This is a genomic window from Paenibacillus sp. FSL L8-0435 (assembly GCF_037965655.1).
Lineage (GTDB): Bacteria > Bacillota > Bacilli > Paenibacillales > Paenibacillaceae > Paenibacillus.
The window spans coordinates 5,829,481-5,853,341 of the sequence record NZ_CP150185.1; the positions used below are offsets into that span (position 1 = coordinate 5,829,481).

26 protein-coding genes are annotated in these 23,861 nt (G+C 41.4%); 10 read left to right on the forward strand and 16 right to left on the reverse strand.

The window, feature by feature from the left end; all coding sequences use genetic code 11:
* Positions 1 to 54 precede the first annotated feature (54 nt).
* Entirely contained in the window at positions 55 to 1,509 is a 1,455-nt protein-coding gene (zwf, locus tag NST33_RS25955) for a glucose-6-phosphate dehydrogenase (protein ID WP_036605716.1), read from the reverse strand.
* A 415-nt stretch (positions 1,510 to 1,924) separates the two neighbouring features.
* Here zwf and NST33_RS25960 point away from each other — a divergent pair, with 415 nt between their 5' ends.
* A complete protein-coding gene (locus tag NST33_RS25960) occupies positions 1,925 to 2,245 on the forward strand; it encodes a helix-turn-helix domain-containing protein (RefSeq protein ID WP_036605715.1) in 321 nt (106 codons plus the stop codon).
* 225 nt (positions 2,246 to 2,470) lie between these two features.
* Here the strand turns inward: NST33_RS25960 and NST33_RS25965 are convergent, their stop codons facing one another.
* Positions 2,471 to 3,628, reverse strand: coding sequence for a Gfo/Idh/MocA family oxidoreductase (locus tag NST33_RS25965; protein ID WP_221823627.1), 1,158 nt, complete (start codon positions 3,626 to 3,628; stop codon positions 2,471 to 2,473).
* Between the two features lie 108 nt (positions 3,629 to 3,736).
* Here NST33_RS25965 and NST33_RS25970 point away from each other — a divergent pair, with 108 nt between their 5' ends.
* Positions 3,737 to 4,612: an AraC family transcriptional regulator gene (locus NST33_RS25970; protein WP_221823629.1), complete on the forward strand. Its 876-nt coding sequence runs from the start codon at positions 3,737 to 3,739 to the stop codon at positions 4,610 to 4,612.
* A gap of 73 nt (positions 4,613 to 4,685) precedes the next feature.
* Here the strand turns inward: NST33_RS25970 and NST33_RS25975 are convergent, their stop codons facing one another.
* Together NST33_RS25975 and NST33_RS25980 are read right to left on the reverse strand one after the other, a co-directional pair.
* A complete protein-coding gene (locus NST33_RS25975) occupies positions 4,686 to 5,435 on the reverse strand; it encodes a DUF3600 domain-containing protein (protein ID WP_221823631.1) in 750 nt (249 codons plus the stop codon).
* On the reverse strand, positions 5,422 to 6,009 hold the full coding sequence (locus NST33_RS25980; RefSeq protein WP_221823633.1) for a sigma-70 family RNA polymerase sigma factor: 588 nt from the start codon (positions 6,007 to 6,009) through the stop codon (positions 5,422 to 5,424). The genes NST33_RS25975 and NST33_RS25980 overlap by 14 nt, the downstream gene beginning before the upstream one ends.
* An 866-nt stretch (positions 6,010 to 6,875) precedes the next feature.
* Here NST33_RS25980 and NST33_RS25985 point away from each other — a divergent pair.
* Genes NST33_RS25985 through NST33_RS26010 form a run of 6 tightly spaced genes read left to right on the forward strand, consistent with a single transcriptional unit; the run spans position 6,876 to position 10,318 of the window.
* Entirely contained in the window at positions 6,876 to 7,001 is a 126-nt protein-coding gene (locus NST33_RS25985) for a hypothetical protein (RefSeq protein ID WP_260632923.1), read from the forward strand.
* A gap of 19 nt (positions 7,002 to 7,020) precedes the next feature.
* Positions 7,021 to 7,242, forward strand: coding sequence for a VTT domain-containing protein (locus NST33_RS25990; RefSeq protein ID WP_260632924.1), 222 nt, complete (start codon positions 7,021 to 7,023; stop codon positions 7,240 to 7,242).
* Between the two features lie 41 nt (positions 7,243 to 7,283).
* The gene (locus NST33_RS25995) at positions 7,284 to 7,850 is read left to right on the forward strand and encodes a methyltransferase domain-containing protein (RefSeq protein WP_221823634.1); all 567 of its coding nucleotides are present in this window, start codon (positions 7,284 to 7,286) and stop codon (positions 7,848 to 7,850) included.
* Between the two features lie 57 nt (positions 7,851 to 7,907).
* A complete protein-coding gene (locus NST33_RS26000; protein ID WP_221823636.1) occupies positions 7,908 to 8,588 on the forward strand; it encodes a response regulator transcription factor in 681 nt (226 codons plus the stop codon).
* 49 nt (positions 8,589 to 8,637) lie between these two features.
* Positions 8,638 to 9,684, forward strand: a complete 1,047-nt coding sequence (locus NST33_RS26005) for a HAMP domain-containing sensor histidine kinase (RefSeq protein WP_339305596.1) — start codon at positions 8,638 to 8,640, stop codon at positions 9,682 to 9,684.
* Positions 9,685 to 9,718: 34 nt separating this feature from the next.
* Positions 9,719 to 10,318, forward strand: a complete 600-nt coding sequence (locus NST33_RS26010; protein WP_221823640.1) for a methyltransferase domain-containing protein — start codon at positions 9,719 to 9,721, stop codon at positions 10,316 to 10,318.
* Between the two features lie 18 nt (positions 10,319 to 10,336).
* On the opposite strand, the gene NST33_RS26015 is transcribed toward NST33_RS26010, so the two are convergent.
* The 8 genes from NST33_RS26015 to NST33_RS26050 form a co-directional block, all read right to left on the reverse strand.
* Positions 10,337 to 11,119 carry an SDR family oxidoreductase gene (locus tag NST33_RS26015; RefSeq protein WP_221823642.1) on the reverse strand — a complete coding sequence of 261 codons (783 nt, stop codon included), beginning with the start codon at positions 11,117 to 11,119 and terminating at the stop codon, positions 10,337 to 10,339.
* A gap of 89 nt (positions 11,120 to 11,208) precedes the next feature.
* Complete coding sequence (locus NST33_RS26020; protein ID WP_221823644.1) at positions 11,209 to 11,787, reverse strand: TetR/AcrR family transcriptional regulator; 579 nt, start codon at positions 11,785 to 11,787, stop codon at positions 11,209 to 11,211.
* Between the two features lie 61 nt (positions 11,788 to 11,848).
* Complete coding sequence (locus tag NST33_RS26025; RefSeq protein ID WP_221823672.1) at positions 11,849 to 12,847, reverse strand: NADP-dependent oxidoreductase; 999 nt, start codon at positions 12,845 to 12,847, stop codon at positions 11,849 to 11,851.
* A gap of 175 nt (positions 12,848 to 13,022) precedes the next feature.
* A complete protein-coding gene (locus NST33_RS26030; protein ID WP_221823646.1) occupies positions 13,023 to 14,108 on the reverse strand; it encodes an alkene reductase in 1,086 nt (361 codons plus the stop codon).
* A 60-nt stretch (positions 14,109 to 14,168) separates the two neighbouring features.
* Entirely contained in the window at positions 14,169 to 14,927 is a 759-nt protein-coding gene (locus NST33_RS26035; protein WP_221823674.1) for an SDR family NAD(P)-dependent oxidoreductase, read from the reverse strand.
* Between the two features lie 334 nt (positions 14,928 to 15,261).
* A complete protein-coding gene (locus NST33_RS26040; RefSeq protein WP_221823648.1) occupies positions 15,262 to 15,765 on the reverse strand; it encodes an SMI1/KNR4 family protein in 504 nt (167 codons plus the stop codon).
* Between the two features lie 666 nt (positions 15,766 to 16,431).
* On the reverse strand, positions 16,432 to 17,094 hold the full coding sequence (locus tag NST33_RS26045) for an NAD(P)H-dependent oxidoreductase (protein ID WP_221823676.1): 663 nt from the start codon (positions 17,092 to 17,094) through the stop codon (positions 16,432 to 16,434).
* A 222-nt stretch (positions 17,095 to 17,316) separates the two neighbouring features.
* The gene (locus NST33_RS26050) at positions 17,317 to 17,874 is read right to left on the reverse strand and encodes a PadR family transcriptional regulator (protein WP_221823650.1); all 558 of its coding nucleotides are present in this window, start codon (positions 17,872 to 17,874) and stop codon (positions 17,317 to 17,319) included.
* A 224-nt stretch (positions 17,875 to 18,098) separates the two neighbouring features.
* Here NST33_RS26050 and NST33_RS26055 point away from each other — a divergent pair, with 224 nt between their 5' ends.
* A complete protein-coding gene (locus NST33_RS26055; protein WP_221823652.1) occupies positions 18,099 to 18,572 on the forward strand; it encodes a tautomerase enzyme in 474 nt (157 codons plus the stop codon).
* A 133-nt stretch (positions 18,573 to 18,705) separates the two neighbouring features.
* Here the strand turns inward: NST33_RS26055 and NST33_RS26060 are convergent, their stop codons facing one another.
* The 4 genes from NST33_RS26060 to NST33_RS26075 all read right to left on the reverse strand — a co-directional run bounded on the left by NST33_RS26060 (position 18,706) and on the right by NST33_RS26075 (position 23,387).
* The gene (locus NST33_RS26060) at positions 18,706 to 19,167 is read right to left on the reverse strand and encodes a MarR family transcriptional regulator (protein WP_339305599.1); all 462 of its coding nucleotides are present in this window, start codon (positions 19,165 to 19,167) and stop codon (positions 18,706 to 18,708) included.
* A gap of 218 nt (positions 19,168 to 19,385) precedes the next feature.
* Positions 19,386 to 20,087, reverse strand: a complete 702-nt coding sequence (locus NST33_RS26065) for an SDR family NAD(P)-dependent oxidoreductase (RefSeq protein ID WP_339305601.1) — start codon at positions 20,085 to 20,087, stop codon at positions 19,386 to 19,388.
* A 1,777-nt stretch (positions 20,088 to 21,864) separates the two neighbouring features.
* Entirely contained in the window at positions 21,865 to 22,659 is a 795-nt protein-coding gene (locus NST33_RS26070) for an RNA methyltransferase (protein ID WP_221823656.1), read from the reverse strand.
* A gap of 26 nt (positions 22,660 to 22,685) precedes the next feature.
* Positions 22,686 to 23,387, reverse strand: a complete 702-nt coding sequence (locus NST33_RS26075; RefSeq protein ID WP_076211287.1) for a TrkA family potassium uptake protein — start codon at positions 23,385 to 23,387, stop codon at positions 22,686 to 22,688.
* A 128-nt stretch (positions 23,388 to 23,515) separates the two neighbouring features.
* Between NST33_RS26075 and sspI the strand changes: the two genes are divergently transcribed.
* Positions 23,516 to 23,749: a small acid-soluble spore protein SspI gene (sspI, locus tag NST33_RS26080; RefSeq protein WP_036673259.1), complete on the forward strand. Its 234-nt coding sequence runs from the start codon at positions 23,516 to 23,518 to the stop codon at positions 23,747 to 23,749.
* The last annotated feature ends 112 nt before the right edge of the window (positions 23,750 to 23,861 follow it).

Here is a 23,861-nt window from a genome sequence, read left to right on the forward strand (position 1 = left end):
GAATGTACTGTTTTTTTACTATTGTGTTCTCTTATGCTCACTCTTTCGTTTCACTTACCACCAACGGTAACCGTCTGCTGCCGTCAGGCGATCTGCTGACTCAGGTCCATGCGAACCTGCACTGTACGTATCCAGTGGCACGCTGCCCGCTTCGAATGCTTCCTGAATCGGTTGTACCCATTGCCATGCCAGCTCCACTTCGTTCCAGTGTGCAAAGAAGGTGGAATCTCCACGCATCGCATCAAAGATCAGATTCTCGTAAGCTTCAGGGATGTTACGTTTACCTGAGTTGAATGTCATATGCATTGGTTCCACTTCACCATGGTTCAATGGATTCTTCGCATTTAATTGAAGCGAGATGCTTTCTCCAGGACCAATTTCAATCGTCAGCAGGTTCGGTTCCGTTGTATTTTCGGATTCATGACCTGTCTTCAGTGGTGCCTTGAATTCAACAACGATTCTGGTGGATTTCTCAGCCAGGCGTTTACCTGTACGGATATAAAATGGAACTTCGCTCCAGAATGGATCATCGATCCAAAGTCTCGCGGCAACATACGTCTCATTCTGAGATCCGGCTGGAATGCCAGGCTCGTCCAGATATCCAACAACCGAGGAACCTTGCAGCTCACCTGCTGCATATTGCGCACGAACAACTTCAGAAGCGATATTTTCTTTTGTCAACGGACGAAGTGCTTCAGCAATTTTTTGCTTTTTAAATTGAATTTCTTCCGGCGTGCAACGTTTTGGTAAATGCAAACCAATCATCATCAGCAACTGAAGCATATGGTTTTGGAACATGTCACGAAGAGCACCACTTTGGTCGTAATACGCGGCACGTTCTTCAACACCCACCGTCTCACTTGCCGTAATCTGTACATTGGCAATATAACGGTTAGACCACAACGCTTGAATCACCGGATTTGCATAGGTGAGCGTCTCAATATTTTGAACCATCGGTTTACCGAGGAAATGGTCAATGCGATAGATTTCTTCTTCCGCGAAGGTATTGCTCAGTTTTTCGTTCAAATCACGAGCTGATTGCAGGTCGTGTCCGAATGGTTTTTCGATAATCAGTTTCTTCCAGCCTTTGGTGTTACCCAGGCCACTTTCTTGAATGTTCAATGCGATTGGCTCAAAGAATTCCGGTGCCACCGACATGTAGAACATGCGGTTTTCGGGAATGTTAAGCTCTTGTTCACGCTGTTGAACCAGTTCCAACAATTTGGTGTAATCTTCAAGCTTCGTATTATTTAAAGAACAATAACGGAAAGCGCCAATGAAATCACGAACCTGAGATGCTTCTTCCGGCGTCTGACGTGAGAATTCATGCAGTGACTTTTCAACATTCGCCTGGAAGTCCGTATCCGACAATTCACGTCGTCCCAATCCGATAACGGAGAAAGATTTCGGCATTTTCTGATCCATGTACAAGTTATATAATGCAGGGTAAATCTTGCGTTTGGCTAAATCGCCTGTTGCCCCGAACAGGACAAATGTCATTGCATCCATTGGAGTGCCTCCTGTGATCTGTGCAGTATAGTATATGATGTTGCAAAATGTTCAAATCCAAGCATGACAATAGACGGAATAAGTGGGTGTATTCCCCGCCTTGCCTCCGTTTATATAACACGCCTGAATTCAACCATGGAACATTCCTTCTCTCCACAACCTGTGTTTAGGTTATAAATTGTAACCATTTGAATTAACGTTACCCATATTACACCTGTCGTCACAATTCGTCAATAATCGTGTCGAACCTGTGAACTCCAGTGTTTATAGGGTTTTTATTTGATGATAACGCTTTATGTGGTAAGATTAAGAACAATTGGCATGTGACATTTTACACATATGGCCTGTGGACAAGTAGGTTACAATAAGTATACTAATGATATTACAAGCAATACTAAACCAAAGGAGTACAATCATGAGCGATGATGAGAATGCCAAGCAAATATGTACAAAAGTGGAACAATCTTATCAGATCATTGGCCGAAAATGGGTAGCCCTCATTATCCATGCGTTGATGGAGGAACCCAAACGCTTCAGTGAGATTCACGCTTATATCCCTGACTTGAGCAAACGTGTGTTAAATGAACGAATGAAGGAATTGGAGGAAGAGGGACTTGTGGTTCGCCATGTGGTCACGGAACGTCCAGTTCGAACTGAATATATGTTGTCACGAAAAGGCACGGAACTGGGGAGAGCGCTAAGCGCCGTGGAACGTTGGGCTGATAAGTGGTTGTAGCATCCCTTAATTTAAAGGCGAAATAGGGATTACCAACGGGAAATGCAAAACACACGTATAAACGTCATATTATTCATGTCTTTAATATTGTCTCTAATAGATGATTAACTCACTCCGAAATAGAATATTTTGGGACGGGGTGTTATTCTTAATCATTTAAAAGTAAAAGATGCCAAAATCACTAGACGTGAGTTGGCATCTTTTTCTGCGATTTTTATTCGAATATCACGAATCCAACTTGCTACCCAGCGTAATACTCGAATCCTCGAAGTTGTCCACCGTCGTCTTTTTTTCATAAAAGTGTACGGCATGTTTCATAATTCCTTCTCTTGTGTAAAATGCGTCTTCCGCTCCTAGTGGGAAAACAACCTTTTCCCCCGTGCTTGCAGATTTGTAAATACCCACAATCAATTCAAGCGTATTTCGGCCACTTTTCCCATCCACTAGAAGGGGTGATCCTGTTTCAATAGCGTTTAACACATTCTCAACTTGCCCAGCGTGACCGACATGAGTAACATCCGGTAATTCGTCAGCGAGTTTCTGAATCTGGTGTTCCAACTCTCGATTCGGTTCCGGAAATCCGTTATTCCTCGCGGTAGAAGCAACCACTTTCCAAGGTGCAGATACCCGGGCTTCCTTGCCCTGAAAAATTAACTGTTGCTCCTCTCCGTGATGTACGACGGAACTGGTAATTATGCCAAGCGCCCCTTCCTGGAAGCGAAGCATGGCCATGGATATATCCTCGACTTCGGCATTATCATGTGCCGTATTTGCCATCATCGCCTGTAATTCCACTGGAGGTCCCATCATCCACAGCATGGCATCAATATGATGCACCGCATGATTAAGCGTACAGCCTCCGCCTTCTTTTTCCCATGTCCCGCGCCACCACAGATCATAATAATTGTGGCCCCTCCACCAGAACGAATCAACCTGCACATGTACAATCGGTCCCATCCGTTTACTGTCCAGCACACCTTTTAGCTTCATCATTGGTGTCGTAAACCTATTCTGTGCTACTACAGATAGCAACTTGCCACTTTCTTGCGCTGCTCTCAACATCAGATCCGCTTCCTCCAGGGAAGATGCCATCGGTTTTTCGACCAACACATGTGCACCTGCTTGCATGAAATCACACGCAATGGGAGCATGCGTGTACGGTGGTGTACAGACTGATACCAGATCAATGTTTTGGGCAAGTAACTCTGTGTAATCCGTGACTGCTTGTGCACCTTCCAGACCATATTCATTAATTCGCTTCTGTGCTTTTTCCACGTAGATATCGACGACAGCAACAATCTGACATCGCTCAGGGAACGCCAAATATGCTGAGATATGTGCTCCACTAATTGCACCTGCTCCGATAATTGCCACTGTTAACATCGTTGCATACCTCCCTTATTCCCTTCACAATACACAATAATAAAGCACTTTTATGCGTTCATCTTGTGCTAAAATAAAACTATCTTGCGCATGTTGAGGGAGGAGTTCATGATGTCTTTCATTCCAGAAAAATATTTTAATTTGGCATATCGTCGCACTTCCAACACATCGTTTCGCGAGGTGTTCCATGCTCATTCACAAATGGAAATTACGTACATACATAAGGGATACGGTCAGTTGATAACAGAAGGCCAGGTGTTCTCCCTTGAACCCGGTATGCTCATGATTTTTCGACCTTTTCAATTGCACCACGTCCAGATTCAAGTATCCCGACAACAGCCTTTCATTCGAAATGTACTCATGGTTGAACTTGATCTGTTGAAGGCACACTGGTCGCATTTTATCGCGACTCACCGTTTCATACAGGATCTGTTGAGAGAGCAATCTCCCATTCAGCCCATCCGACTTGCTACCACTTCCCCACTCATTCAACGAATGGAACAATTCGATAAGACTTATCCAGATCTGCTACCTCATGAAGCTGAGGAGGATACGTGTCTCTTTGTGCTCGATACACTTACGCAACTTCGCTACTTATGGAAAGATGTTACAAATCGTCCTTCACATACGGGCGCAACATTCAATTCAGGTATTCTTCACCCTCATGCCGAAGCCATCATGCAATGGATTGAGCAGCATTATTCACAGCCTTTCCGTTTGGAGCATATCGCAGATACACTTCACCTATCTCCCTATCATCTGTCTCATTTGTTCAAAAAAGCGACCGGCACCACGATTGTCGCTTATGCTCAAGCTACCCGCATTCGTCATGCGTGCGTGCTGCTCACCCGTTCCTCGCTTACGGTTCCCGAAATCGGTCACCGTGTCGGTATGACGAGTCCCTCCTACTTTTGCAAGGTATTCCGTACTGCCACAGGCACAACACCGCATCAATATCGGCTGAATGTGCAGGGGAGGAAATAATGGTTCACAACATAAAGAAAGAAGCGAAAGAATCTCTTCTCCGCTTCTGCTCCTCTTTCACAGTTCACTCAACTCAACGCACATTGAGCTCCAACCGTTTCAAATAGGGAATTAGGCGTCTCTCTAGCTGCCTTAAATCATCCTTCTGCTCCGCTGACAAGCGTTCCTCATGGATACTTCCATCCTTGTCCATCACCATAACTTGGTATTTTTTCATTTGTTCATAGACAGACTTGAACTCACGATATTGTTCCTTGGTAAATGTCTTTTCTGCCTGTTCCAATTGTTCCGTCCAGAATTGTTGGTCGTCCATCCGTTTTTTGGAGGACCCTACACTCACAGCTTCCAGCTTCTCAAAAAACGGTTCCAACTCAGCTACAAGAATGTTATATCGTTCCTGCTCCACTGTACTCCACTGCTCTGGATGCATACTGCCCTGAGAATCGGCATACTTCACGGCCATTTGCCCCATTTGCTTCAGCAGGTCCATATATTGAACAAATTCTTCTTCGCTGAAATGGGCCTTGGCCGTCTGCAGCTTTGTTTCCAACCTCAGGTAATCCTCAGCTGTTCCCCCCATAGCAGCGATATTCTCCTGTGAACCATATATTCCGTCTGCGAGATAGGTGTACCCTGCATAGGCTCCGGTGGGAACAATGAGTACAACAGCCAATAGCCCAGTGACCAGCCATTTTTTTCGATTTCTTCTGATGTGTGAATCATTTCGAATACCATCCATCATTTTATGTTTAATTCTAGCAGGAACGGACCAGTCTTTGGTCTCTTCCTGGTAGGCTTTTCGCAACTGTTCATCGAGTTTCATGCAGATCCTCCACCTTTCCCCGCAATCTTGGATTCATCTTCTCTTTCTGTCTCAACTTCGCCAGCGCCGCATGTATACGCGATTTTACGGTTCCAAGCGGAATCTCCAATATGTCAGCAATCTCCTCTTGCGTATATTCATTCAAATAATGAAGTGTGACCACCTGCTGCAGCTTGTACGGCAAACGGCGCACCTGTTCCAGCAGAGGACGATTGGCCAGTTTGTTGATCAAATCAGTGGAAAAATCATATTCCATACCAACGTCAGATTTTTCGATCCGCTTGTTAAACCGAAACTGCATCAACCTTTTGCGCCGATAACTCTGAACCTGTCGCATCGTCACCCCCATCAACCAGGGACGAAAAGCACGCTCCGCATCATATCGCTCTAATGACCGATACGCCTGAATGTAAATCTCCTGTACCACGTCCTCCGCGTCAGACTCGTCCTTGATGAGAAAACGCACAGTTCGATATATCCCCGTCACTGTTTTCTCATATAATTCTCCATATGCTTCTTCACGCCCAGTACGTATTAACGTTACAAGTTCTATGTACTCATCCTGCTCACTCATTAGCCATCCCCTTCCTCCTTACACTATATATTGGCACGCCAGCATCATATCGTTCGATTTATTTATTGAATGAGTAGGTATAGCTGAATCTGATACAAAAAAGACCTCTGGTGTTTATCATGATATAATATACCTAATTTTGATATAACTGGAGGTTTTGAACCTGAGTTATAAGATTACCTTTGCTCTTTTGCTATTATCTATTTCGATCATCGGATTAGTAATCGCCAGAACCCACCTTGAGGCCTACGCCACGGTATATAGACTTATTGGAGTTTTGGTTATCATATCGACTTACTTCTTTTTCTTTCGAAAGCGGATATAGGGAGTAACTTAACAGGGGTGGTCACTACTGTAATGAAACTTTTCAGCAAATTGTACTCAGAATATTTACTGATTCCACGACCTCTACGTTTGTTGTTTTTATGGGGATGGATTGTTTTGTTTTTGGTTGCTGGTACCAAATTCAGATGGTTCTACTTCCTACAATAAACTGATTTCATAGAAGTCTGATCCCCTTGGGCATAAAAAAAGAGCTGAGTCGTCATTATGACGTCTCGGCTCTTCTTTGATGCTCATCCTCATCCTTGCAGATAAAGATATAGGTAATCAACTCGAGCTCGCTTATACGTTCCTTTTTGAGACAAACTTTATTTGATACTCAGAAATTCGTCCCACTTGATCACCGTTCCTGAATAGTTCCATCTATTCAAGTCTTGCCATTAAGTTGGCAAGGCTTTTTTTTCTTAAACGTAAGTTGTTTGGCTTTGCTTATGTATTCTTTAGATTTTCTTCAGAATTTTGCTCATTAATTCCTTAGTTTTTTTCATTAAGATTGCTATATCAACAAGAGAGGAGGCAAAACAATGATCAGTAATACGATCTTAGAGCTACTTCATCAGTATGGTTATCTGATTTTTTATTTTGCCTTCTCATTAGGACCTTTCGGTATTCCAATTCCAAATGATAAATCACAAATCTCAACATCATAAACACTTCGTTAAAGCTGAAATGATTCTGAATAAGAGTGGCAATTGGGCAATGTGCATCGGTTTGTTCATTCCAATCGTGCGCTATGTTCTCCCTTTGGTGATGGGACTCAATGGCGTACAGTATAGAAAATTTGCTCTTATCTCCTATTCCAGTGCTTTGTTATGGACCATAACGTATTTTACAGCGGGAATCTACTTCGGCGGTCCCATCCTATCTACGCTTCAATTATTCCATTTCTAACTGGGTCTGATAACATACCATCACATTATGGAGGAACCCCTATGAATTCCAATGAACCTGTACTATTTTTGAAAAGTTTTCTGCAAAGCCCTAAACATGTCGGCAGTATCATACCAAGTTCCCGGTTTCTCGCCAGCAAAATGGTGAAGCAAGCCTCTTGGTTAGAGGCAAAAGCAGTCGCCGAGCTTGGATCGGGTACAGGTCCGATCACTCGCTATATTCATCAACAAGTACAGAATTCCACCAAAGTCCTATTGTTTGAGATGAACGAAACGATGAGGAATACTCTTCAGACGGCATACCCGGAGTTCTCCTGTTATCCAGACGCCGCTCGATTGGTAGAATCCATGAATCAAGAGGGCGTTCAGCAACTGGATTACATTTTTAGCGGATTGCCGTTTTTCAACTTTGAGCCTGAATTAAGAAATACGTTGGTAGACCAGATCCATAAGGCACTCAAACCTGGAGGGTTATTCATCGCCTTTCAATATTCACTCCAAATGAAAAAAACATTATCCGAACACTTTATCATCGAAAAAATAGAATTCGTGCCTTTGAACATACCTTCTGCGTTCGTTTATGTCTGTCGCAAAAAGGAAACAATTTAAACATTCCGGACTATCGTTTACACTGATGTTATTCTAATTTTTAAGGAGTGTTGAATCATGAGTACCGTTCTCGTTGTTGATGATGAACCCGATATCCGGGATGTCATTCATGTCTATTTACGTAACGAAGGATATCAGGTCATTGAAGCAACCAATGGTGAGGAAGCGCTAAATATTATCAAAACAACATCGGTCCAACTCGTTATTCTGGATGTCATGATGCCCATTATGGACGGAATCAAAGCCTGCTTCAAAATAAGAGAAGTATCAGCCACTCCGATTATAATGCTATCCGCCAAGGAAGAAGACATTGATAAAATCACGGGCCTGACTACCGGGGCTGATGATTACATGGTCAAACCGTTTAATCCGCTAGAGTTACTTGCTCGCGTTAAGGCTCAGCTGCGACGTCAAACACTGATTGGCAAAGCAGAATTCAATTCACTTATTCTGATCAAGGACCTTGTCATTGATACAAGTAAACATTCCGTGAAGCTCAAAGAAAATGACATTTCGCTTACGCCTCTGGAGTTTTCTATTCTGGTGTTGCTTGCCAGCCAACCTGGACAAGTATTTAGCTCCGAGAAGATATACGAAACTGTATGGAAAGAACCTTTCGGGTATTCGGATAATACGGTGATGGTTCATATTCGTAACCTGCGTGAGAAATTGGAAATGAATCCACGGGAACCTCAGTATATTAAAACGGTATGGGGAGTGGGCTATAAAATTGATTAAACGATTACCACATTTTAAAAAAAAGATACAGATTAACATCCTATATCAAATGTTGATCAGTTTATTGATTTCGTTTGTTGGCTCTGTGGGTGTAAATAATATGTTGATCATAGCTGCCGCAAAAATTAGTGAAAGATTTAATTGGCCTTCGCTTCTCTACATTTTCCCTTATGTTTTAACACCAATCTTCATCGTAATTTTCACGTTAATTTTTTTGTTTTCCACACGAAAAATTGTGAGAGATCTCATTACATTAGAGCAAGGGCTTCAATTCATTTCGGAGGGCAATCTGGACTACCGTGTACCCGTCAATCGACAAGATGAACTTGGACGAGTCGCTTCCAACATCAATCACATGACTGAGCAGTTGCGGCTACAGATGATCAAGGAGCGCGAGTTGGAAAAATCCAAGATGGACATGATTACGGGCATCTCACATGACCTGCGCACACCACTTACCAGCATAATCGGGTATATCGAGCTTCTTAGAACAGAATCTTTTCAAGACAAAGCAGAGTATGACCGCTTCATACAGAACACCTATAACAAAGCAACGCATTTAAAGAAGCTGCTCGATGATTTATTTGAATACACACGCTTAACCTCAGTAGATACCCAACTGGATATGAAAAAGGTTGACCTACATCAACTCTTGGATCAGTTACTGTTTGAATTTGAACCATTGGCTCAGGAAAATAGTATTCATATTGTAAAAGAGATTGGCGATGCTCCAATCATGGCCATCGTAGATAGTGATAAGATTGCTCGCGCCATCGATAATCTTCTCATGAATGCCCTAAAGTATTCCTTCAAACCGGGTACGATCCACATTCGAATGAGTATGCGTCATGAACACATTACCATTGAAGTCGAAAATAAAGGTATGCCACTCACAATAGAGCAAAAAGATAAACTGTTTGATCGTTTTTATAAGGTAGATTATTCAAGAAGCAGTGAAGGCATTCAAACGGGGTCTGGTCTGGGTCTTTCGATTGCAAGAAACATTGCAGAGTTACATCAGGGTACCTTGAAACTTCAGCATACGCATAACATATTTACGTTCCAGATAAGCCTGCCTTCCAACAACATCCAGTAAACCATCAGCGAATTCAGTCATGGAGGATACAGCAATGAAAACATCCGAACCACTTCTTTTCCTGCAAGGATTTCTGAAGAACCCCAAACGAGTAGGTAGTCTCCTGCCCAGTTCCAAATTTCTAGCCCGAAAAATAGTCCAGTCTGTACGATGGGATGAAATTCGAACCATTGCTGAGCTGGGGCCTGGAACAGGTGCCATCACACGTCTTATGAGAGCTGAATTACCCCAATCTGCTACCGTTTTTTTATTTGAAAGAGACCCGAAAATGAGGAATATTCTGAAGAAAACATATCCTGAATTCATGTACCATTCGAATGCATCCTATTTAGTGAAAAAGATGCATCAAGAACATATCCATCAATTGGATAATATCATTTGTGGACTGCCATTTTTTAATTTCTCCAGAGAAATGAGACGTAACATCCTTTCACAGATCCATACAGCGCTCCGACCTGAAGGCACGTTAGTGTTATACCAGTACTCCCTTCATATGAAGAAACGATTAGCTGAACTATTCGAGATTGAGAAAATTCAATTTGTGCCCTTCAGTTTCCCTCCTGTTTTTGTGTATGTTTGTCGTAAAAGGGACGATGAAGGACAACGTGAAACGATCGAATTGGGTAAGATCTGATTTATCCTCTATAAATGTTTAATGTCCTGTCTTGTCCTGTGAGGATCTAATCATGCGAGTCATCATCTTACGCGGTAACAAGCGCGGCATAAATGCAATGAAGCGGTTACGAGTCCCTGGCATAATTAATGTCTTGCCACGCAAGAAGCCTTGATATCCTTCTTCCGCTACCTGTCCTGCTTCCATGATCGGGCCCTGCAACATCTTCGAGACACCCATACCCGAACGATCCACAAATCCGGTAGATGTCAGCCCTGGGCACAGTGCTGTCACCGTAACACCAGTTCCGCTTACTTCATTCTCCAAAGCCTCAGTGAACGATAGCACATACGCTTTCGTCGCATAATATACCGACATCATCGGTCCAGGGAAAAAACCTACCAATGAAGCCACATTCATCACTCCGCCTTGCCTACGTTGGATCATATCCGGCAAGAATAGCTTGGTCATGACGGTTAAAGCCTTGATATTCACGTCAATCATATTAACTTCTTGTTCCATATCCGTTTCCATAAACGTCCCGAACAGACCGAAGCCTGCATTGTTGACAAGATAGTCAACAACAATGCCCTTTTCCTTCAGCTCATGATAAATCTCCTGTGGTACCCCAGGTGCCGCTACATCTTTGGCAATAACCGTCGCCTGAATGCCATACTTTTTCCGATACTCCTGAGCTAGATCCTGTATTTTACCCTCACTTCGTGCTACCAGCACAATATGATGTCCACCTTTGGCAAACCGATCTGCTAACTCTTTACCGATCCCACCTGATACCCCTGTGATTAGAACTGTCTTTCTCATGTTGTTGCCTGCCTCTCTTTTCTATAAAATGTGTTTCATCTGGAACATCAATATTTGAACGAACGTTCTATAATAGTGAAAAAAATAGACTACCTCCGTATGAGATCCATGGATAGCGTCGCTATACGAAGAAGTTTTTCTTTGGTTATCGAAGTTTTGGCCATCACCCTTAACCCAATGCTTACATTATGCAGATATTCCGCCAATACTTCGCCGTTGTACTCCGTTGTGAATTCACCTTCTTGCTGTCCCCACACAATAATGTCCTTGATTAGTTTCTCCGTATTTGCAAACATCTCCGTTGATCGGTTGTTCATCTCGTCGTCGCGTGCCGCCAATTCGACCGTCGAATTAACAATGAAGCAGCCTGATGCTGGATGCTCATCTCCATGAATTAAAGAAAGAAATATAAACTGAAGTGCTTCCGTTGCCGTTTTAGAACGCTTTACGCCTGTTGCAAGAGCGGAGCTGATTTTGTGATCATACAGATCTACTGACTTTAGGAACAAGGTGTGTTTGTCGCCAAATGTGTCATACAAGCTTTTACGATGAATTCCCATATGATTGACCAGATCTGTCATAGACGTCTTCTCATAGCCTTGTTCCCAAAAAAGTCTCATCGCTTTATCCAGTACAACAGACTCTTCGAACTCTTTGCTTCTCGCCATTGGCTTCCCTCCTGTTCAGAAAACGAACATTAAATAACATGAGTATGATCTTAACGAGCCTTTAAAAGGTAACAATGACTTTGCCCTGCGAGTGACCCGTTGATACTTTGATCAATGCCTTTTCAATGTCATCAAACGTATACGTAGAATCGATCGAAGGTTTAATGTCTTCTTTTTCTACAAGAGCTGTGATTTCTTGCAACTGAATCCCACTGGAATGCACAAATAAAAAACGGTATTCAGCTTGAGTCTTACGTGCCATGGAATCCAGGCGTGCACCTACGAGACCAAACAATGCTCTTTTCCACAACGGGAATTGACTGTCCACTGCAAAACGATAATTGGGTCCTGCCTTCAAAGAGACTAATTTCCCCTGTGGTTTCAAAATACTCAGTTCAGCTTTGATCTCATCCGCACCCAAGGTGTCGATCACATAATCGATATCGGACAGAATGTCAGCATACTGCTCAGTCTTATAATCAATGAATTGATCTGCTCCAATGGATAGAGTACGTGCTCTGCCCCTCTCACTGCCACTTGTGATAACCGTTAATCCCATGGACTTGGCAATCGGGATAGCCATTGCACCGAATCCACCCGTTCCACCAGGAATAAACAACTTTTTATTCGGTTCAGCTCGGAGTACATCATGCAATGCTTGATACGCGGTCAAGGCTGTAAGAGGTATCGCAGCAGCTTCGATAAAAGATAGATTTTCAGGCATCATGGATAAGGCATCCTCATGTACAGCTGCATATTCAGCAAAAGCACCAATTTTATTCAGAGGCAACCTGGTATAAACCTTATCACCTACTTTAAAATTCAAAACATCATCACCAACGGCTTCAATGACACCCGATAATTCATTCCCTAAAGTTAAAGGTAACGTATAGTCGGCAATCATCCGAACACTGCCATTCATATTCAAGATATCCAGCGGATTTACACCCGCAGCTTTCACTTTGACAAGGACCTCACGGCTATGAATCTGAGGTATCTCAATATTATTGATTCCCACTTGGATTTTTTTGGAATATTTCTGTATTTGAGCTGCTCTCATCATTTTTCCTCTTCCTTTACTTATAGACTATAAAAGTTGAACTAAAGATTATTTACACTGACACTACGATGACAGAACAACCTTCCAATCGCTGTTATCGTGTAAATGAGTAGTTCAACTTATGTTAGGAACATGGCGCGCAGTATTCAGTTGTACGCCATGCTCCATACTTGTGCTAGTGTAGCCCCTCTTGCGACTTTAATTCTTCCAACGTAGGATAATCCGTGTAGCCCTTACTTCCCAAACCAAAGAATGTTGTCGGATCTGCTTCATTCAGTGGCGCACCTTGTTGAAGTCGTTCTACCAAATCTGGATTAGCTAAGGACCATACACCAACCGGTACCAGATCAGCGAGACCACGATCTAGATCTACACTAAGATCATCCAACGTTCTTCCAGCCCGATTGACCAACAATGGATTTTGCCAGATCGAACGAATGTCTTGAAGTAGGTTCTCATCTCCAAGATGCATAACATGAAGGTAAGCCAAATCCAATTGAGCCAATTCTTTTACAAGATAGCGATAGAGTTCAGGGCCTTGTTCGCCATCTTGAATTCCACCCAGCGGTGTCCCTGGTGAGATACGGAAGCCTGTTCGTTCTGACCCTATTTCCTCCACGATGGCTTTGGTTACTTCCATCGCAAAGCGAGCACGTTTTTCTATAGATCCGCCATACTCATCTGTGCGTGTATTCGAATTCTCTCCCAAAAATTGATTGATCAAGTAACCATTGGCTCCATGAATTTCAACGCCATCTGCCCCTGCTTCGATCGCTGCGGCTGCTGCTTTTCGGAAATCGGCGATGGTCGTTTGAATATCCTCCCGACTCAATTCCCGGGGTACAGGGATATCCTGCATTCCTTTAGCTGTGAACATTTCTACACCCGGTGCGATTGCTGACGGAGCAACCGGTTGACGATGATGCGGGGTATTGTCCGGATGGGACATGCGACCCGCATGCATTAATTGGATATATACATATCCGCCAGCTTCATGCACCGCATCGGTTACCTTTTTCCATCCTTCAATATGCTTATCGGTGTAAATGCCAGGTGACCACAAGTAACCCTGTCCATCATCTGAAGGCTGTGTTCCTTCTGTAATCAGAAGTCCCATCGTTGCACGCTGAGCATAATAAAGTGCCGCTAACTCTCCAGGTGTACCATCTTCTTGTGCTCTACTGCGTGTCATAGGTGCCATCGCTAGTCGATGAGACAATTCCATGTTACCAATCTTCGTTTTACTCCATATCTTTTCCATTTGGATGTACTCCTCTTCTTATTTGAGATTTTGTAGATGTATCCTCTAGATTCTGCTGTATTAATTCAATTCTGAAATGACCGGGTAGATTGCGCCTGTCAGCTGAAAATCATAGTTCTGGTCTACAATGCCTACAACCACTTCGTGGTGATCATACAGATCGATCATGAAGCCTGCCATTTCTTTAGCTGTGTGATATTTGGACATATTCGCTTTGTAATCAAATCCTTCAGCATCAATTGATTTTTGTACAAACTCTGTTTCCGTGATCGCTGGTGCAAGCACCTTCGCTTTTAGTTTTGCACCCTTCAGTTCCAGTTCTTTGGCAAGACCTTCTGTAAAGGCGCTAACGTAGTATTTCGATGCAGAATAAGCAACACTACCTACAGCAATGGCATATCCGAGTGCGGAGGAGACGTTAATCAACTGAGTACCTTCGACATTTGCATAATCTCGCACATACAATGTAGAGAGAATGGTCAAAGATTCGATGTTAACACGTAGCATGGTCTCCACTTTATCCAAATTCTGTTCAGCAATGAACGAACCTTCTCCCAGCCCCGCATTATTGATCCAAGTCTCAATTTCATATTCCTTCAAATCGTTATATAGCGTGTACGCCTCTGCGGTAACAGACAGGTCGCTTGTGTGTACGATAACATTCACTTTAGGATCGATACCCTGGATAGTCGATTTAAGCTCTTCAAGCTTATCCAATCTTCTAGCTACCAAAATCAAATTTTTGCCCCGTGCTGCAAATGCCAATGCTGTTTCATATCCAATTCCTGAACTTGCTCCCGTAATCACTGTGTATTTCATCATATTCTCTCCCTCATATTCTTTAGATTAGTGTAAATTCACTTTTGAGAACGATCGTTCTTTATTGTGCAAAAAAAAGCAGTTAGAACTAACTTGCTGTTAGCATATCATTTCTAGAACGAACAGTAAAGAATTATTTTATATGTAGAACATATGCTTGGAACATACTTAAATGAGAATAAAATCACGCTATATAAACCATTTATATCATAAATCAAGAATTCCTATATCGTTTCACTCCTTCAAATTAAGTAGAATTAACTTTTCTTTCGTTGAATAATCTAATGTCAGGCTTGCTGGCCACAAGTATAACCATCAACCTTTCCTAGTTACGCTAATCTGAATTCGACATGATCCATGCCAGAAATTCTCCAAACGAATCGGATACCTTTTCAACCTCTTCAAATTCAGGCTCACATCCACGGACAATAGCTCCTCTGTCGGTTGTTAAGTCAATGGCATAGAAGGCATATCCATCCTTCACAGACATTACGATCGGCAAGTGATGATCCCACCAGGCCGTTATCTCTGACTGCCAAATAGCATCCCCCTCTGCTGCCTCCAAACTAAGCATTTCAAATTCATTCCATTGGAATGCGGTCTCCGTGCTATTGTTGAACTCAGCCTCACAAATAAACCAGGTTTGTTCATCCGGTGCAACGCATTTTTCAACTACATTTAGAAATTCTAAATATTCATCTGGAAGTCCTTTATATCTTGAAGTAACGTTGCTGTTTAAATGTGACTGCGAACCGGATTTACTCATTATGTCCCAGCCCTTTTCCCCGGCCCAAGTCATAAATTCCCTAAAGTGAGTGTTTCCTTTTCCATTATTCATTTCCAATTTATACACCTGCCCATCAGCTTAAGAAATAGAAACTATATCACCTATTCGGGATTTGAATGGAAAATCCCTGCTATGGTGCTTCAAAGACAAAGACAAAGACAAAAAGACTGGGGAAATGGTTGGGAAAAGCGGCAACCAGCTTCCAGCCTTTGGTGGTTGGGGGACAGTTAATTTGAAATTGGATGTGAGTTATATCATCAATTGAGACTAAAATCACGTGAAATAACGTGTTTCTATATCATAATTTTATATTTTTTATATCTTATTATAAGATAAACATATCTCTTCTATACTATAAAATGAGATTATTCCACTGACTGAATAATATTCATATCATATCCTTGATTTTATCACGTGCACGGCTATACAAAATTACATCTGGAGAAGTTACGTGCTATTTTAGATTCAATTCTCCTTAACACTGAATCCACTTCGCCATTCTTTGATCCAATGATTAAATTTACAACATAAAAAGAGCTGCTTTTAAAAGCAGCCTTAGTTTACTCAAAGAAAATTGTAAAAAAGCTATGAGGAAGAATCAAATAATTTGATTAGATTTCCATTTTTTTCGTCTATATCATTCAAAATTGGTTTTTCTAAGTCAACAAAGTGATAGTTATTTTGTCCAAGAATGTATTACTGCTTAATTATGTAGAGTTATCTCCACACAACAATCTCCTCTATACTTTGTCTTGTTTTTTGACGGTGTGGTTCTTCAGAACGATAGCCAAAAGCAACCAGACACGCTACGCCAAATTCTTGTTTGTTCATAATTCCTTCATCATGGAATATGGAAGCCACTTTCTCACGATCAATACCTTCTACTGGACAGGAATCGATTCCGATTTGAGCTGCTGCTGTCATCATATTCCCCATTGCAATATAGCTTTGCTTGCATGCCCATTCATAAATAAGTTGTTCGTTATTTCCAAGCTCTATTTCAGTAAACATTCTGTACATGTTGGAAACAAATTTAACAACTTCTTCGGGCATCTTCTGAACTTCTTTCATTAACTTAGTTACATATTCGGAATCAAATTTCAACTCGCTTTCTCTTCTAGCCAAAATAAATAGCAAGTGGCTTGATGTAGGTAGCTGTCTTTGAGCACCTCCAGCAACCGGTTTTAACTTCTCACGCAATTCTTGTTCTTGAACCACAACAAATCTCCACGGCTCTAGACCGAATGAACTGGGCGACAATCTACCCGTCTCCAGAATGAAGTGAAAGTTTTCATCCGAAATCTTTTGATTAGTATCAAAAACTTTGCAGGCATGTCTAAATTGGTACGCGCTTAAAATCTCATTTTTCTTATCTTCAATAATGCTCACTATATAAACCTCCCCAAACTGTGTTATATTTGTTGATGAATCAACGTTGATATATCAACAAATATATAACAAGATAGGATCAGTTGCAAGAGAAATAAATTTATGTGTAATACATAAAAAATACACCCCATAGAATCATGGATTAACCCGAGAAGGTTCCAAGAACTATTCCAAGAGTGTATCTTGATCTTGATCTTGATCTAGATCCAATCATCATGATTTAAGAATAATAATACTATCTTTACACCACTGGATTAAACTGGTGAAATGATTCTTTCCATATTGATTTGTAATCATCCAATATTTGTAGTTATTATCCTTATGCTCCATATTAAGAAGCCATTTTTCTAGTTCTTCAAATACTTTTAAATTTTCTTCAAGTTTACGTTGATATGCCTCTATATGCATGATGATCTTCTCAGATGAACCATTACTACCAAAAAAAACTCGTAATAATAACTCGTTTTTTTTGAGATCCACCACATAATCTTTTGGCTGGGATAGCCATTGAGACAATGTCTCTCTTCCCTGATCCGTTATTCTGTAAAGTTTTTTATCAGGTTTTCCGTCTTGACGAATAACTTCCAAATTAATATCAGAATTGTCCAATAGTTCTGCCAAACTGGGATATATCTGCCCATAATTCTCATTCCAAAAATAACTCGTGCTTTGATCCATATGCTGTTTAATATCGTAACCGGTATGTGGTCCAAGGGCGAGTATGCCTAACACAGCAAACTTGGTGTTGGCTCTCCCCGATCGATTTGCCATTTCAGTTCCTCCTAAATCCAGTTGCTGCACTTATTCTTAATCAAATTGTATTATATCGTATTCCAGGTGATTTAGCATTATTGAGTTATATATTATTATAATATATATTAATTTAATAACTTTAATTGACAAGGTTTTTAAAAGTGTTTATAGTTGATTTGCCGGCAAATGTAAACAAGTCTGACTTATTTATATTCTGTAACACATTGAAGGAGTGTATTTTTATGACTATTATTAATGTTAATTTCCCTACTGGACGGATTTCCGAGAAACAACGTGTTCTTCTGGCTGAAGCTCTAACTGATGCCGTATTAGTCCCAGAAGTTGGACAATTTTGTCCCCCTGCAAGAGAAGGCTTTCAAGTCCATTTCACAGAGCGTGCAAAAGATTACATGGCTATTGGAGGTAAGCTTTTGTCGGATCAGCCTGAGCGTGATGTCATTACGATCAATGTGTTGGTAATGGATGGAGACTGGTCAAACGAGGTGCGTAAAGAAGTAATTGAAAATATTCTACGTAGTCTCACCACCATTCTTGAGGTTCCGGAACCTTCTCCTAGCTGGTGGGTAAGTTTTCAAGTCATTGAAGATGGAAGCTGGGGTTCTAGTGGCGGTGTTCTTTCTATTTTAGATCTACTTAAATCAGGTGTGTTTACTGACGAGAAGATAAAAGCGATCAAAAAAAACATTTTAAAGTAGTAATTTTTGATGAATCATCTTTTAAATATGATGCGGTTATTGGGAAGGGTCAAATATTGAACCACTATATATAATAAAAACACAGCCCATCTTATCATCAAGATGGCAGTGTTTTTATTAATAAATATGAAAATTACTTTTCCTTCATTTGTTCAACATTCTTATTTAATTGAACTAATATTTTTCTTAGCAAAGTAAGCTCAGTATCACTAATATCAGTTAACAGTTCCTGTGCAAAATGTTCTTTTTCCTTTTGTGAAGTTTCAATTAATTCTCTTCCGTAATCAGTTAATTGAACTAAAATAATTCGGTTATCCTCATCTTTTTTTCTTCTAGACACAATTTTATGGTCTTCAAGCTGTTTGAGATGTCTAGCAACAGCAGCCTTATCAAGTGTCACTTTTTTTTGTAAGTCACCTTGACTGATTTCGATTTCTTTATATATCAATGCGAGTATTTCAAAGCGAGATTGGCTGATGCTGATATAGGTATCAAATGTAGTATTTATGGCGTTATTCACACGATACATCTCGTATAATAACGTGGACTCCTGTGACCAATCTTTACTCAAAACCATCACATCTTTCTTAATCATATTTATTGCTAACGGCTTGCAATGTATTGTCAATATACAACTTAAATTCTCATTTTACAAGCAATTCGGCTCGTAGACACAACGTTTTTGTAAGTGAGAGGTTTCTCGATATTCTATTAGTTATAGTTCTTCCCATCGTATCATCCATACCTAAAAGCCCTCTCTCCAGTGGAGAAGGGCTTTTAAGTTTGGAATTAGATTAATATAGATAAGTAAACTCAGTATACTGATAAAGTACCGTCGTAATTAATAACCTGTCCATTGTGATTCTCTTCATCCAGAACAAAGTTAACGATTAATTCCGCAGCTTGAACAGGTGTTTTCACATAATCCCCTGTCATACGCCCATTCAAATCTGTTGAAACCGCCCCTGGCATCACTGTAAAAATCTCTACAGGTATATTCTCCTTCTCAAAACTCATTCCCCAAGACTTTGTCATGACATTCAAAGGAGCCTTGGATGTTGTATAGGCAAATGCATTGAAGTAAGGCAACGGCTCAATTGGTATACTGATATTTTGAATCGTGCCTTTATTGGCAATCAATAGGGGAAGCAAGCCTTTTGAAAGTGCAAAAGGACCAATAAAGTTAACCTGATGGGTTGCTTGCAGATCCTCTACCGAAAATTCCCATCCCACTTTATGCATATCTCCTGGAATACCAGCATTGTTTACCAAGAGTGACAACTCGGGATGATTCTCAGTAATCGTTTTCACAGCATTACCAACACTGTGTAAGTCAGCAACGTCTAACAATATCAAATGTGCATCCCCAAGTGCTTGGAGCGAAGCTACTGCCGTTTCTCCTCGCTCCTGATCGCGTGCCCCAACTAAAACACGATACCCCGATTCTAACAACAGTTTTGCAATCTCATATCCAATACCTTTATTCGCACCAGTTACTAATGCTGTCTTTGTCATTTGTTATTCTCCTTTTATTACGAGCAATCTTAAATTCACTGCTCCGTAACTTTTGATTTTATTGTTGATGTATCAACGTTGATATATCAACAGTTTATGACAAATCATTTATTATCGCAAGCTTTTTATAAAGGAATTCTAAGGAATAAATTAGCCATCAGGTAAAATCCTTTTTAGATTGACTGAGATGCTAAACTGTCATTAAACAAAGTTGCCCATTATTTTGATAAATTTAAAGGTTTAATAAAGATTAGATTTATGACTAATTCGTAATCGGTACAAGTTCTTGTCCTTGGCTCGGGAAACTAACTTGTAAAGATAAAAAAAAGCCGCTAAACGAGTTGTAGCAATTGCTACGTTTCTTTTCATCAGCAGCTTTGAGAGCACTTCAATGGGTTCATCCCAATCATGGATCGCCAATGTAAAGACCCCCAGTGATAGGGAGTATTAGGTTACCCCGGATTTCAATATAAGCTTGTACCGTTTCTTCAGGAAACATATGCCATGGCCACCAGCCTTTGTTGTCATATAGTCCGGCTTAAATATCCAATTGAATCGCGTCTAACAATAATAATTTGCCATCCAGTTGGATTAATGAGGTAGAGTGTCCGAACCATGTAACTGATGCATTATTGACGCTTCTTGAGAAAAAAGATTTTGTTATCCTTTGAACCTTAAGCGGTTCTTTAGGTCGCGCATTAGGATTTCCTTTCACGTATTCACGAAGTACTGGCAGTAACACCTTCAGTCTGTAGTCAACTGATTTACAACGCCACGCGGCTGGCAAGTGATCGACTGAAAGCCGCCAAACAAGCCATTTTAGTAGCCGCCTAAATTTTAAAAAAAACAGGAAAAACCGGATGGAAAGCAGTCTATACTTCTTTAGACGGGCGATTTATAAAAATGATTCATTTAATAATAATCTTGAACATTAAAAGAATCCAAGGGACGCTCCGATAAAATCTATATAGAGGAGTGATTTAATGAATAGACATTCTGTAGCTGATCAAAAATTAAAACATCAAATCTATAAAATCTGTTTCGAGGAATTAACTCTACGGAATAAACTTTTTAATATGCGCGCCCGTAGATTTGAGGTAGTATTTGTATTATCTTGTTCGTTACTCATGGCACAACTTCTACTTTGTATTGTTTTATTGTTAGTATGGGATTACTCACCTGGTTACTTTTACGGAATCTTCTTAGTATGCCTAGGCACGATTACTCTTTTATCTCACTTAGCCACAATTCAATCTTCACGAAAATACATCCGAACAGAATATAAGGAACTAGCATACCTCGTTGGAAAATCAAAACTTACATATGATAAAGAAATTCTTTTTGCATTACGGTGTGATGAAGTTTATTACTTTTTGAGAAACAATAGGTTTAACCACACTAACATCGATAGTCTGATCCAATATTTCTCATCTTATTTGCTATTTTCCTCCCAACTGCTGTTTGGGTATGGAGAAAAAATATTGAAATGATATTTCTATCCAGATCTAATAACTATAATGAACTTACGATTATTCTACGCACTGTTAAGTCATTTCCAAAGTTTTAGTATCATTTCTAATGGCCTCTAGTTTTCTTCAATTATATGGAAATAGTAAGATCATGTTCAACTTATGAATTCAATTGAAAAGAGTTCAATTGAAAATAAAAGACTGGAGAAATGGTTGGGGAAAAAGCGGCAACCAAGCTCCAGTCTTTGGTGGTTTGGGACAGTTAATTTTTGTTAGGGACGGTAAAAATACAATTAGACAGGAATTATTTATTTGTTAAATATCCGCTGTCTCATCGCCTCAAACAGTAAAATCGTCGCCGCCATTGCCGCATTAAGTGACTCAGCCTGTCCCTGCATCGGAATCGTAATCGCATCATCTACCAAACGCGCCGTAGCGTCTGAAATACCTTTACCTTCGTTACCAATGACAAGCCATACCGACTGCGTAAAATCATAACTATAACATGAATGCTCTGCCTGCAAAGAAGTACTAACCAGCTTCACGCCCGCAGCCTTCGCTTCGGGAAGCAAGGATTCCAACTGGCCCTCCACAATGGGCAGATGGAACAGCGAGCCCATCGTCGAACGAATCGTCTTCGGATTATATACATCAGCACAGCCCGCGCCAAGTACGACCCCAGCGGCTCCAGCTGCATCCGCACTACGGATGATTGTCCCTACATTACCTGGGTCCTGTACCCCATCAAGCACCACAACAAGCCCTCGCGCTCCTGCGATCAGGCTTTCCAGTGGCTCACTGCCTTTACGCACAATCGCGAATACAGGCTGTGGAGTCATTGTATCCGTACATTTGGCGATAACCGCAGGAGATACACTGACCCACTCCACACGCTGAAGCGGGTTTTCAAGCCCGGCAAGCTCATTCGGTACGCCTTGCTCTCCATCGTACACAATACACTCAAGATCTGCTCCGGCACGTAATGCTTCCTGTACCAGATGAATGCCCTCAATGATATATTTATGTTGACGGGTACGATGCTTTTTCTCCAGCAACTGTGCCCATTCTTTTACACGTGTATTTTGCGGTGATACAATATCCATCTTTCCATCCTTCCCATCTGCATCCATCACTTCGGATACGCAAGCTCCATTTTCGTCAAATGATCCTTGTGACCCACAATGATCAGCACATCTCCAGCCTCGATCCGGTCCTCCGCGTACGGGGAGATGTTCATCGAATTCCCACTGCGAATCGCCATCACGTTACAACCGAAACGTGCACGGATATTTAATTCCATCAGGTTCTTACCGATCATTTGCTCGGAGGCTCTCATCTCCAAAATGCTGTAATCCTCAGATAACTCGATGTAATCCAGTATATTAGGCGAGGTCAGATGATGGGCTACGCGCAGTCCCATATCCCGCTCAGGATAGATGACTTTATCTGCACCAATCTTCTGCAATACCTTACCATGAAGCTCATTTTGAGCTTTTACGATCAGCACTGGTACTCCCATATCTTTTAATATCAGGGTTGTCAGAATGCTCGCCTGAATATCTTCACCAATCGCCACAACGACAACGTCGAAATTTCGTATGCCCAGCGCACGCAGCGCTTCTTCATCTGTTGAATCTGCCGATACCGCATGGGTCACCACATTGGACATTTCCTGAGTCCGCTGCTCGTCCGCATCAATTGCCAGCACATCGAATCCCATGCCACTCAGTGCATTGGCAACACTTGATCCGAACCGTCCCATCCCAATTACGGCATACTGTTTCTTGGCCATTAGGGTCTTAACCTCCCGCTGCACTTCAGCATGACGCATCATTACGGATACCCATGCTAACGTAAATAATCCTTCGTAGTATACCACAAAGCCCGATAAACTTGAATGCGCTCGCGCTTCCCAGGGAACAGTATTAGAGCAGCCGAATATACGAGGAGGGAATTGCGATGCCCATTACATTAAGCCTGCGTGAAGCGATTGTTCATAAAGTTCATGACAAGAGTGATGATCAGCTCCGGGAGATGATTGAAGGTTCAGTAGATGGACCGGAAGCTGCATTACCTGGACTTGGCGCCATTTTCGAGATGATCTGGAAGAACACAGAACCTGCCAAGCAGGAAGAACTCATTCAAATCGCGCAGGAGCATCTGCACACCATTCCCGTTCAACCGCTTCGTTAATCGAAGCATTGGAGGGTAAGGTAACCATCATTACGTTTGTTCTGTCTGCAAAAGAAAGCTTTCCCTTATTCGGCTGGATCATACCCGCCTCCAGGTAAGGTGTATAGCAATA